The sequence below is a fragment of the Sorangiineae bacterium MSr11954 genome (genome assembly GCA_037157815.1).
Classification (GTDB): Bacteria; Myxococcota_A; Polyangia; order Polyangiales; family Polyangiaceae; genus Pendulispora; species Pendulispora albinea.
In genome coordinates, this window is sequence record CP089984.1 from 6,217,267 (window position 1) to 6,229,013 (window position 11,747).

The window sequence follows — 11,747 nt, forward strand, 5'->3', positions numbered from 1 at the left end:
AGGAAGCCCTGCGCCCGCCCCCCAGGCCGAGACCGTCGCCATCAGTCGCTGATTTTGGCGGTTTTCTTCGGAGCGTATCGCAACCGTCGCTCCTTTTGACCAACGGCATTGCGCCCACCGCGCGACCTTCGTACCTTCCGGGTCGCTGATGCGCTTCCTCGTGCTCTCCCGCAATGCCACGCTCTACTCGACGAGCCGCCTCGTGCTCGCCGCGCGCTCGCGCGGACACGAGGTGACGGTCGCCGATCCGCTCGATTTTCACATTGTGGTCTCGCGGAGACGCCCCGCGATGTTCCTGGGAGACCGCCCGGTCCCCCGCGCGGATCTGGTGATCCCGCGCATCGGCGCGTCCATCACGAACTACGGCCTGGCCGTCGTTCGCCAGTTCGACATGATGGGCGTGCCGGTGCTCAACACCGCGGTCGCGATCGCCCGCTCGCGCGACAAACTCCGCGCGATGCAGCTCCTGACGCGCAAGGATATCGACGTCCCCCGCACCGTTTGCGCGAAAACGCCGGACTCGGTCGACCTGGCGCTCAAGTTCATCGGCGGCACGCCCGCCATCGTGAAACTGCAGCAGGGCGCGCAGGGGATCGGGACCATGATCGCGGAGACACCGCAGGCGGTCACGTCGCTGCTGGAAACGCTCTGGGCGATGGGTCAGGACATCATCCTGCAGGAGTACATCGCCGAGTCGAAGGGGAAAGATTACCGCGCCATCGTGGTCGGCCAGCGGGTGGTCGCCTCCATGCGGCGGCAAGCGAAGGCGGGCGAGTTCCGCTCGAATTTGCACCGTGGCGGCCTCGGCGTGCGGGTGAACCTCGACAAGCGCTACGGCCAAGCGGCCATCGCGGCCGTGCGGGTCATGGGGCTGGAGGTGGCCGGCGTCGATATGCTCGAGGGCCGCGACGGCCCGAAGATCCTCGAGATCAACAGCTCGCCCGGCCTGGAAGGGATCGAGCGCACCAGCGGGATCGACGTGGCGGGCGCCATCATCCTGCACGCCGAGCGCTACGTGCAGCGCCGGAACAAGCGAAACGCGCGCAAAGATCTGGTGCTCGAGCAAGAGCGGCGATCGCGCCGCATCCGTCCCCTCGCCTTCGCGAACGGGGGCTGAGCGGCGATGCTCCGAATCCAGCGGTCCGAAGGCGCGCTCATCTGGACCATCGCGCGACCCGAGGTCAAAAACGCGCTGAACGAGGCCACGTTTCGCGCGCTCTCGGCCGCCGTCGACGACGCCCGCGACGACCAAACCGTGCGCTGCGTGATCCTCACCGGCGAGGGCGATGCGTTCTGCGCCGGCGGGGATCTCAACGAGGTGCGCGACATCACCTCGCAGGAGGCCACGGAGCGCTTCGCGCGCCTCGGCGAAGAGCTGTGCTCGAGGCTCGAGGCGCTGGAGGTGCCGGTGCTCGCCGCCATCCCCGGCGTGGCCTACGGCGGCGGGGCCGAGTTGGCGCTCGCCTGCGATATGCGCATCGCCGACGCGAGCGCGCGGCTCTCCTTCAAGCAAGTGCGCATGGGGGTCACGAGCGCATGGGGGACCGTCCCTCGCCTGCTCGCCACAGTGGGCACCGGAAACGCGGCGCGTCTGCTCTTCACGGCGCAAGAGATCTCCGCGCACGAGGCGCACGCGCTCCACCTGGTCGACACGGTCTGCCAAGACGGCGCATGCCTGAGCATCGCGCTCGGGTGGGCGAACGACATCGCCCGCGGCTCTCCCCGCGCCGTCGCCGAAATGAAGGCGCTCTTGCGCATCGCCCGCACGAACCCCGCCGCCGTCCGCGACGAGGAGCGCGCCCGCTTCATCGCCACATGGACGGCCCCGGATCATGCGGAGGCGGTGGCGGCGTACTTCCAGCGGCGCGCCCCCCGTTTCGCGCCGCGCGGCTGATTTGGCGCGCCCGGCGCGGCAGAGGCACGCCGGTTCGAGGGGTCCACCCGTTTCGAGGGGCCTGCCCGTTTCGAGGGGCCCGGCGGGCTTAGAAGAACGAGATATCGTCGACCCAGAACTCGAAGTCCTTGGTGTTCGCGGCCGTGTGAAACTCCACGGCGTAGATGTTTCCCTGGTCGACGCGCTCGGCGCCGTGGGGTTTATCGGGGGTCATATCGGAGAACGCCTTGTCCACGCGCGTCCAGTCGGTCTTCACGTCGACATTGGAGCCGAAAAGGTCGTTGCACGTGCCCGGGGCCTGGCACACGCCGCCCTCGGGATCGCGGTTCTTGTCGCGGATGTTGAGGTAGATGGTCCCGGGGACATTGCCCCTGACCCAAAAGCGGATGCCGCCATAGCCCGAGGCGTTGTACGTGCCGCGCGTGCCCCCGGCCTTGTTCAAATCGAAGCCCAGGCCGGCCCCCTTCGCGGTGAAGCCGTTCACCTTTCCATGCGCAGCGTACTGGCTCCCGTTGTACCCGGGGTTCAGCGGAAGGAACGGGCCGCCCGGCGCCGGCGTTTGCGTGCCACCGGCCGAGCCGTCGTTGTACGCGTACCAGCCCCCGCGCCGCCCATCGCAAGGCAGAATTTCACCGTTGCCGTCCTCCAGATCGTCGAGGAGCTCCCGCTTGCACCCGGGCGCCCCATCGGGATCGTTCCCCGGCGGCTTTCCATCCGGATCGTTGCCCGGCGGCCGCCCATCCGCCCGCGCGCCCCCATCGCGGCCGAACGGATCCGGATCGTACTCGCCGGATGAAATGCCGAACACCAAGCCGCACCCCGTGACGAGCAGCGGCGCGAGCGCGAAGCCGACCGCCGTCCGTAGCGTACGCGCCGCACCTGCGGCGTTCGTGAGCCGGCGCATCAGAACGTCCCCCGCACCATCACGCCCTGGGGCGTGACGCCAAAGGCGGTGTGCTTGGGCACCTTCGGCGCCGTAAACCAGAGCACACCGCCGGCCACCGCGCCCGCCACACCGACGCCAAATACCACGGTCGCCAGGGTGGCTCGACCCACGGCGCCGTCGCGCAGATCGACGCCGCGTTGCTCGCAGCGATCGCCGTTGCAGAACGGCGCCGCCTCGTCGTACTTCGACTTGGCCGTAAACGCGAGCACGGTCCCCACGCCCATGGCGACGATCCCCGCGCTGCCCACGGCGATCGCGAGGGTGCGCCGGCCGCTGTCGGGTGCAGCTTCGCGCGCGCGAGGCTCCTCCGGCGATGCGGCTGCCTTTGCGGAGAGCGATGCGGGCGCCGTGTCCGAGGCCGGGGCGTCCTCCAACGGCGGGACGGAGAGCTTCACCTTCGCGCCGTTCGGGGGGACTTGCACCTCGGAGCTCCACGGCTTTTTTCCCGGTGCGCGAGCCTCCAGAACGTGCGCGCCGGCATCGATCGGCATGGGTACACCCCACTGCCCTTGCCCGAGCAAGGTGCCGTCGCGTTTCACCTCGAGCCCGGGCCCGCCCGAGGCCTCCACCGTCACGATGAGGTGCGACACCTTGGGCTGCACCGCCGCGGCGCGCTCGCGCGCCTTCGCCACCTTGGCGGGATCGTCGCTCACCTTGGCCGCGACCTCCAGGAAGAGCGCCCACGCCGACGCCATGCGGCCCACGCGCTCGTAGCAGTCGGCCAAGAAGTAGCGGGTGTTGGAGCTCTCGTAGAGACGCAGGCTCTCCTCGTATTTGGGGCACGCGCTCTTGGCCTGCCCCGCGTCGACGAGCTTTCCCGCCTCCGCGAACAAGGCCGCGGCACCCGCTTTGTCCTCCGCGTGCGCCACGCGCGCCCCACCGAGCAGCACGCCCAACGCCGCGACACACGAGACTCGAAGCAAGACGAATTTTTTCAACCCGCGCACGGAGATCACGTCACCTGTAAAGGGTCTGGTCAGAAAATGTCACGCTTGAACGGATCGGCGGACTTCGAGGAAGGCTTGCCGCTGCGTGACTTGGCCGGCTTCGCACCTTGCTCCTTCTTCTCGGTCTTCTCCGCCGCCGTCTCTGTTCCCTGCGCCGCGGCGCCCGAGGAGACGGATGCGGGCTGCCCGCCCGGCGCCGACGACGCGGGCGGCGCCGACGATGCGGGCGGTGCCGACGATGCGGGCGGCGCACCGGACGCCGAAGGTGCCGCTGGTGCGGCCGCTGCGACGGGCGCCTCGGGCACCGCCGTGGATTCGGAGGGAGCGGACGAACGCGCCACGGGATCGGCCGCCGCGGACGAACGCACGACGGGATCGGCCGACACCGTACGATGCGAGCGCCCCATCACCCCCCACAAAGCGAGGCTCCCCACCACGAGCCCCGCGCCCACGCCAATGGCCACCGCCACCGGTGCGCCCCGCTTTCGGGCCGCGGGCGACGTCGCCGTTCCGCGATCGTTCGCAGCGAGCTCGAACGGCGTGATCGCCGCGCTCATGGTCGACACGGGCGCAACAGGCGCCCCATGGCTCGACGCAGCATGCGCCCCACGGCTCGACGCGTGCGGCGCCCCATGGCCCGACGCAACATGCGCCCCATGGCCCGACGCAACATGCGCCCCATGGCCCGACGCAGCGTGCGCCCCATGGCTCGACGCGTGCGGCGCCGCGGGGTTGGCCGTGGTCACCTGGGCGCGCGGAACCGGACCGTGGGGACCGCGAACGCCGAGCACCCCGCAGATGCGCTCGAGCGACGCCTGGGCATAGGGCGAGCCGAACGGCGCGAGCGCCAGCGCAAAATCGGCCACGGTGCCGAAGCGCTGCTCGCGCTCGCGGGCGATGGCGGTCAGGATCGCGCGCTCGAGCCCCGGCGGGATGTCGGGCCGCGTTTCGCGCGGCGACGGACGATCGGCTTGCAGCACCTTGAAGAACAGGCGCGGAAGATCGTCGGAGCCGAATGGACAGGTTTGCGTGAGCAGCTCGAAGAGCACGACGCCCATCGAGTACACGTCGGCGCGAACGTCCACGTCGCGCGCGGACGTGAGCTGCTCCGGCGACATGTAGAGCGGCGAGCCGAGCATGCCCCCGGCCTGGGTGAGCGTGTGCTCCTCGGGCTCGGCCACCTTCGAGATGCCGAAGTCCAGCACCTTCACGCAAGGCGATCCATCCGCATGGTGCGTGAGAAACAGGTTCCCCGGCTTGATATCGCGGTGCACGATGCCGAGCGCGTGCGCCTCCGCCAGCGCTTCGCACGCCTGCAGGACGAAATCGACCGCCAACGGGATCGGCAAAGGCCCTCGCACCTCGAGCTCGGCGGAGAGATCCCTCCCCTCCAGGTACTCCATGAGCATGTACGGCAGGCCGTTCTCGAGGGTGCCGACGTCGCTCACGCGCGCGATGTGTTGGCTGCGGATGCGCACGGCGGCGCGCGCTTCACGCAAAAAGCGCTGAACCAAATCGGGTTTGGTCAGGCACTTTGGCAAAAGCACTTTGATGGCGACCCGATCGTCGAGCGACAGATGCCGCGCCGAAACGACCAATCCCATTCCACCGCGCCCGAGGATCCTCTCCACGCGGTACTTGCCGAGAACGAGCTCTCCCGGCTTGATGAACTGTTCGTCCGCGACCGCCATGGAATCGATGCCAAACGCTGCAAAGAAGCGGACGCCACGAGAGCGTATCGCTGTCCTCCCTATTTGCCACGCTTGGCAAGATGAAGCAATTTGCGATTTTTATGAACAGAACGCGCCAATGCTCGAGCGTCTGACCGAATGATCGAATGATTTGAAACGTTTCGGTCAGAACCTTCCCGTGAGCGCCGCCCCCCCAAAGCTCGGCCCAACCAGCGGCACCATCGACATTTCCATGGGCTCCATGGCGGGCGAGGGAGAAGAAGGAGAAGAAGGTGACGAAGGAGAAGACGGGCGCGTTCGACGATCCTCGGGACGCGCACGCGGCGGAAGAACGGTCGGTCGATCGAAAAGATAGAACATGAGCCCGGTCGCCAGCGCCGCGCCGCCCACCGAAAAGGCCAAAAGAGCGCCCGTGCGCCAGCGATCGCGCGCGTCTTTGGCATCATTGTAGTCGCGCGCATCTTCGGGTGAGACGTTGCCCTGCCTCTGCGCATCGGGAATGTCGAGCGCGGCGCTTTGACGGTTGAGCGCGAGCACCGAGAAAACACCGCCCGCCAACACCAGCGCGCCACCGCTTATCAGGAGTGAGCGCGCAACAATGCGTTGCCCTGTCGGCTCCAACGCGACGGACACCGTCTTTGGTTCGTTCCGACGAAAGTCGATATCCTGCGAAAACGCTTTGTAGCCATTCTTGGTTACGACCACCAAATGCGAACCGGACGCGAGCTCGAGGGGCTCGCTTTGAGGAATTGTCCCGACCGGTCGACCGTCAACAAAAATATCGCAGCCGTTGGGCCCCGTCACGCGCAGGCGCGCAGGTCGCTCCCGCAACTCGATGGGGATTGGAACCAAGGTGCGATCGACGGCCAGCACCTCGCGCTCCTCGTCGAAGTACCCCTCGAGGCTCGCGTGCACCCGGTGCTTGCCCGCGGCGACCTCCACGGCATACGGCGCTTGCTTGCGATCCTTGCCGTCGATGGTGAACACCGCGCCGCTCGGCTGGGTGGTGATCATGAGGCGCGCCGGCTCTTTCGCGGGCTCCTTTGGCTCGCCCCGCGCGGGGCTCGTCTCGCCCATGCGGGCCAGGATCGGCTCCAGCTCGGAGAGCGCTTGCGCGGCATCGGCGCGGCGGCCGCCGTCGGGCACCTGCTCGATGTACGCGCGAAACCCCGAAATGGCGAGCTCGAGGTGCGCCTTGTTCTTGTCGAGGAAGTATTGCCTTCGATGCGCCTGCGCCAGCGAGTACGCGATGGCCGGTCGCGGCAAGATGCGATTCGCCTCGGAGAAGGCTTGAATCGCGGCGGAGAACTGCCCCGACGCATACGCTTGCGCGCCGGAGCCGAAGAGCATCTTGGCCCGCTCCGATTCGTTCGATGTGCCGGCACCTTGCGCGTGCGCGGCCGAGGCTGCGCACAGGGCGACGGCCGACAAGGTCACGGCGGCCACCCTGCGAAGAGCGCCTTCGACGCGCATCATCGGGGCTTTCCTTTGTAAACGACGAGCCGGGTCCCGGTCGCCACCAGAATGTCGTCGATGCCATCGCCGTCGATGTCCCCCGCGCCGATGCTCCCGCGGAAGGTCGAGGTCGCGCCCGGGTCGATCCGCAGCGCGCTCGACGCGGGATCGTCCACCCGCACCGGCGGAAGAAACGCGCGCTTCTCCCGGTCGGTCTTGAAGAGATACACGGCCGAGGCCCGCGAGCTCGCGCCTCGTTCGTCGCCGATGTCGCCGCGTTTTCGGGCGAGGACGGCGAGGTCGGTCTTGTTGGGATCGCGCGAGCGTTCATCGGCGTGCAGCCACGTGCAGTCCAAGATGTCCTCCCCTTTCAGATCGATCGCGATGGGGTTGCCGAGCTGCCCCGTGCGCGTGTTGAAGAAGATCCGAAGCTTCGGCTCGGTCTTGTCCTCGAAGAGCACGATGAGATCCTTGGCGCCGTCGTCGTCGATGTCTGCCGCCCGCACCTTCCATCGAAAATCGGAGCGCGAGGCGCCGATGCCACCGCCGATGTCGATGACCGACTGCGCCACCCACGCCCCCTCCGTGAGCCGGGCCACCGCGAGCATGCCCGCGTCGGTCACATCGCTGCCCTCGTCGCTGCCGGACATCGGGGGCGCCACGATCACCACCTCGTCGAGGGCCGGGCCGGAGCCGGCAGGATCGAGATCCAAGGCGGCCATCACCGACAATTTCCAATCGAGCTTCCGGGGGCGATCGAGCGGAAAGCGCGCGGAGGTCACCTGGCCGGTGATCACGCGCGCGTCGCCCGTGAGCGGGATGTTCCACAAGGTGAAGGCGCCGCCGCTCTCGGGCGACGCCGTGCCCAGCGCGGCGATGTCGGGATGCGCATCCCCCACGGAGAAGGAGCCCGCCGCCGCCATGAGCGAGCGCGCGGCGCTGTTGGGCCGGCCCTCGATGTGGAGCTGAAAGGGGGAGATCAATTTGCGATGAACCGATCCCCCCAGCATGGAGACGAACTGCGAATCCGGCTCGAGGTTCGGCTCGCCCGCTTGAAGGCCCACCACCGCGAGATCGGCCAGACCATCCGGCGGACCGCCCAGGGTCCCCGGCGCGACCCCCGCCGAGAGGTGCTGAATGGCCGAGCGATTGGGGACGGCCGGAAAGCGCCCCAAGCTCACGGGCGCGCTCGGACCACCGCGCCCCGCGCCAAATGCGGCCAGCACCTCGTTGCCGCTCGCGAAGGCCACGTCGAGCGCTTGATCTCCGTCGAAGTCGCCCACGGCAAAGTGCTTGGCGCCGTTCAGCACCGGGTGGCTGAACGGCGTCATCACCGTGGGCTGGGACGTTCCCGCATAGAAATCGAGGGTCCGGCTCGAGCCGGCCACGACGTCGACCGCGCCATCCCCGTTGAAATTTCCGATGCGGGCCTCTTGCCATGGCAAATCGGGCGGTCCCGGGATCTCCTGCACGAGCACGTCGGACGATCCGCCGTCGCTGCCCGGGGTGCCCAGACGAGGCGTGCGCAGAAGGACGCGCTTGGGCAAAACGAAGTCGCAAATGGAGTCGCCCGCCGTGACCTGCCCGGCGGCGAGCGGAAAAATGTCGTCGTCGCCATCGCCGCTGCGCCGGAAATCGATGTCGAGCGGCGAGGCGATGCCGTCGATGCCCGATGCATCGCCGGGGGGCTTGGAGCGGAATTGGCCATTGCCCGCGCCATAGGCCACCAGGACCCTGGGCCTGCGATCGTTTGCAATGTCCGTATCGACCTCGGCGTGCACCAGGATATCGAGTTTGTCGTCGCCATTGATGTCGGCGAGCAGTACGCCGCGGTTGCCCACCACGAAGCGGTCCTTGGGTTGCTCGGGCACCGGTGGAAAACGAACGACGGGGCCCGGTGCGCTGGCCGGCGAGGCCGGAGGCTTTCCGTCCGGCATGGCCGTGCAAGGTCGAAATAGCTCCACGCCGGGCTCGTTCGCCCCAATGGCGCGGCGTTGGAACGCGTAGACCATGTCGGGGCACCGCTCGGGGTCGTTGTCGACATCGCCCACTTGAACTTCGCCCGCGAGCACCGAGGCGCCCCCGCGTAAGAGCTGCAGCGGGGTCAGGGCGCTCCCCTGCTGGAGCACGATGGCCGGCGAGCCTGCGCCCGATCGCGGGGCGAAGAGGAAGGTCTCGTCGCCGGGGGACAGGGCGCCGCCGATTTGCCGATGCGAATCGAGAAAGACGACGCGCAAGCCATCGGTCGCGCCGCCAAAGACGGCGGTCGGATAAGGAATGGCCTCCAGGTTGCGGTCGCGCAAGCCCTTCCAGATGGCAATCTGCCCGGTCGGAAAGAGCAAATACGCCGGGCGACGCGCGCTGTCCGGGGTGAGCGGGGTCACCAGGGGAGCGGCCGCGCCGGCGTTTGGGATATCGGCGAAGGCGTTGAACCCGTCGACCTTGGAAAATCGAACGCGCGTCAGGCCCGCCGAGGTGGCGATCAAATCTTTGAAGCCATCGTCATCGACGTCCGCCACCTCGACCCGGTGGGCGTCGGAGGGGATCGTGCTCTCCAGCGCCACGAACTGGCCGGAGGGCGCGCGGCAGGTGTTATCGGCCAGCCCGCAAAAATAGCCGCCGGGGCATGCAAAGGTGGCCGGCTCCGAGGACGCATCCGCCGCGGCCCCCTCGGGCTTCGGCGCGCACGAGAAATGGCAGGCCGCGTTGCATACGGTGCCGGGCAAGGTGGCGGCGCCATCGCAATCTTCGCCCAGCGCCACTTCGACGATTCCATTTCCACATGTGCCGGTGTCCGGGAGGGTGCGGCAGGACGAGACGCTCGCCATCGCCGCGATCAAGGCCACCCCGAGTCGTTGAATGTTCATACCCCTCCGCTCTTGCTCCCCCGCTCGTGATCGCCGGTCTATTTTTCGTTGATGTCGGACGGGATCTCGCCGCGGACCTCGGCCGCCGCCGACGTCTTCGCCTTGGCCGCCGGACGCGCGGCCGGGCGCTCGATCTTCGTCAGCGCCACGGCGATGGTCGCGTTCTCGGTGGTGCCCACGGTGACGACCGAAGGCTTGTACCCGTCGGACGTGACGAGGAGCTTGGTCGGGCTGCTCGAGCGCGCGAGCGCGATCGGGCCGGGCGCTTCCCCCAGCTTCACGCCATCGCGCCAGATGGCGGCATGAGCGGGCGTGGTGTCGATCGTCACCAAAACGTCTTTGGTTTCGACCGCCGTCGTTGGCGCAGCCGGGGCGGAGCTCGCAGGTGACGCCGTCGCCGGTGCGACCTTCGCCGTCACCTCGACCTTCACCGGCGCGGGCACCGCGGATGCGGCATTTTTCCCGGCGCCGCCGAGGACACCGGTGGCCACCAGCGCGATCAGCACCAGCGCGACGACGCCAAAGCCCACGACCCCCACCAACGCCGAACGCCGGCCCTGCCCCGCGCGGCCCGCACGCACATCGGACGCCGCCGGTCCAAACGTTTGCGACGGCGACGACGAAAGCTCCGCGACCGACGCCCCAGACGCGACCAACGCGGCCGACGCCGCAGACGCGTCCGACGCCCCAGAGAAGGTCGGCGCGGACCGCGTGCCTTCGCGCTGCGACGTCGACAGGCTCTCGTCAATCGTCGCCGCATGACCGATAGTCGCCACATTGCGCGCATCATCTTGCGCCCCCGCGCCGGTGGTCGCGCCCAGACGCTCGTCCGATGCGCGCGGCGTCGCGACGCGATCCTCCGGCGCGCGCGGCGTCGTGCGAAGCGCATTGGGCCCGCTCGCGAGCGCTACCGGCACATCGAACCCCGCGGCCCTCGCCGCCACCGCCAACGCATCGAGCGCCGCGCCCACCGATGCGGGGCGCCCTTCCGGCTCCTTGGCCAGCATCTGCAGAACGGGCGCATCGAGCGCCGCCGGCACGGCTGCGCACATGGAGGACATGGGCGGCGGCGGCTCGCGGGTTTGCTTCATGAGGAGCTCCACCACATCGGCGCCCTGGAAGGGAACGTCGCCCGTGAGCAGCTCGTGGGTGAGCACGCCGAACGAATAGATGTCGGTGCGGTGATCGACCTCTTTGCCGCGGCACTGCTCGGGGGACATGTAATACGGAGTTCCCATCGGCGTGCCGGTGCGCGTCTTGAGATCGACGCCGCTCTTGGCGGCGCCCACCAACTTGGCAATGCCGAAGTCGAGCAACTTGGGAAACGGGCGCCCGTCTTCGTCGAAGGAGAGGAAGATGTTCTCCGGCTTCAAATCGCGATGCAAAATGCCGGTGAGGTGCGCGGCGTCGAGCGCGCGGGCCACGCCGCGCAGGATGGGGATCGCCTCCTCCGGCGAGAGACGGCCTTTTTCGTCCTTCAAGTACCGATCGAGCGGCATCCCATCCAAGAGCTCCATCACGAAGTACTGCCGGCCATCGTCGAGGGCGCCAAAGGAGAAGATGTCGATGATGTTCCGATGGCGGATCTGGTTGACGGCGCGCGCCTCCGCGATGAACCGCGAGACCACCTGCGGGTTGGACGAATACTGCCGGCTCAGGACCTTGATGGCCGCCGTCTTGCCGATGAGCGGATGCACCGCGCGGTACACGGAGCCAAAGCCGCCCTCGCCGATTTTCCCCTCGATGCGGTACTCGCCCACCATGAACCCCGGCTCGAGCTCGCGATCGAGCCCAGCAAATGCCACGTCCGGCAGGAGCCCATCACCGTCCTTTGCGCAGGTGCTGGTCCCCTCCGGATACTGCGTGCGGCAGGTGGGACATGTCGGCATGCAGTGCTGTCGGATGATACGATGGAACGCGCCTTCGGTATCGCGACAAAGTCGCGAT

Annotated in this window: 8 protein-coding genes; 2 read left to right on the top strand and 6 right to left on the bottom strand. The window is 68.3% G+C overall.

Going from position 1 to position 11,747, the window contains the following annotated elements; all coding sequences use genetic code 11:
* The first annotated feature begins 148 nt into the window (after positions 1–148).
* Positions 149–1,117 (top strand): RimK family alpha-L-glutamate ligase, encoded by a 969-nt coding sequence (locus tag LZC94_23850; protein WXB10909.1) that lies wholly within the window; start codon positions 149–151, stop codon positions 1,115–1,117.
* 6 nt (positions 1,118–1,123) lie between these two features.
* Entirely contained in the window at positions 1,124–1,894 is a 771-nt protein-coding gene (locus tag LZC94_23855; GenBank protein WXB10910.1) for an enoyl-CoA hydratase/isomerase family protein, read from the top strand.
* Positions 1,895–1,982: 88 nt separating this feature from the next.
* Here the strand turns inward: LZC94_23855 and LZC94_23860 are convergent, their stop codons facing one another.
* From LZC94_23860 to LZC94_23885, 6 genes are all read right to left on the bottom strand, one after another.
* Complete coding sequence (locus LZC94_23860; protein WXB10911.1) at positions 1,983–2,798, bottom strand: hypothetical protein; 816 nt, start codon at positions 2,796–2,798, stop codon at positions 1,983–1,985.
* On the bottom strand, positions 2,798–3,787 hold the full coding sequence (locus LZC94_23865; protein ID WXB10912.1) for a hypothetical protein: 990 nt from the start codon (positions 3,785–3,787) through the stop codon (positions 2,798–2,800). Before LZC94_23865 ends, LZC94_23860 begins: the two co-directional genes overlap by 1 nt.
* 29 nt (positions 3,788–3,816) lie before the next feature.
* Positions 3,817–5,478, bottom strand: a complete 1,662-nt coding sequence (locus LZC94_23870; protein WXB10913.1) for a serine/threonine protein kinase — start codon at positions 5,476–5,478, stop codon at positions 3,817–3,819.
* Between the two features lie 165 nt (positions 5,479–5,643).
* On the bottom strand, positions 5,644–6,954 hold the full coding sequence (locus tag LZC94_23875; GenBank protein WXB10914.1) for a PEGA domain-containing protein: 1,311 nt from the start codon (positions 6,952–6,954) through the stop codon (positions 5,644–5,646).
* On the bottom strand, positions 6,951–9,800 hold the full coding sequence (locus LZC94_23880; protein ID WXB10915.1) for a VCBS repeat-containing protein: 2,850 nt from the start codon (positions 9,798–9,800) through the stop codon (positions 6,951–6,953). Before LZC94_23880 ends, LZC94_23875 begins: the two co-directional genes overlap by 4 nt.
* Positions 9,801–9,838: 38 nt before the next feature.
* On the bottom strand, positions 9,839–11,689 hold the full coding sequence (locus LZC94_23885; protein ID WXB10916.1) for a serine/threonine protein kinase: 1,851 nt from the start codon (positions 11,687–11,689) through the stop codon (positions 9,839–9,841).
* Between the last annotated feature and the right edge of the window lie 58 nt (positions 11,690–11,747).

What these genes read in the sequence shown, in the direction of transcription:
- LZC94_23850 (WXB10909.1), top strand. Translation starts at nt 149, where the DNA reads ATGCGCTTCCTCGTGCTCTCCCGCAATGCCACGCTCTACTCGACGAGC.
- LZC94_23855 (WXB10910.1), top strand. Translation starts at nt 1,124, where the DNA reads ATGCTCCGAATCCAGCGGTCCGAAGGCGCGCTCATCTGGACCATCGCG.
- LZC94_23860 (WXB10911.1), bottom strand. Translation starts at nt 2,798, where the DNA reads ATGCGCCGGCTCACGAACGCCGCAGGTGCGGCGCGTACGCTACGGACG.
- LZC94_23870 (WXB10913.1), bottom strand. Translation starts at nt 5,478, where the DNA reads ATGGCGGTCGCGGACGAACAGTTCATCAAGCCGGGAGAGCTCGTTCTC.
- LZC94_23875 (WXB10914.1), bottom strand. Translation starts at nt 6,954, where the DNA reads ATGATGCGCGTCGAAGGCGCTCTTCGCAGGGTGGCCGCCGTGACCTTG.
- LZC94_23880 (WXB10915.1), bottom strand. Translation starts at nt 9,800, where the DNA reads ATGAACATTCAACGACTCGGGGTGGCCTTGATCGCGGCGATGGCGAGC.
- LZC94_23885 (WXB10916.1), bottom strand. Translation starts at nt 11,689, where the DNA reads ATGCCGACATGTCCCACCTGCCGCACGCAGTATCCGGAGGGGACCAGC.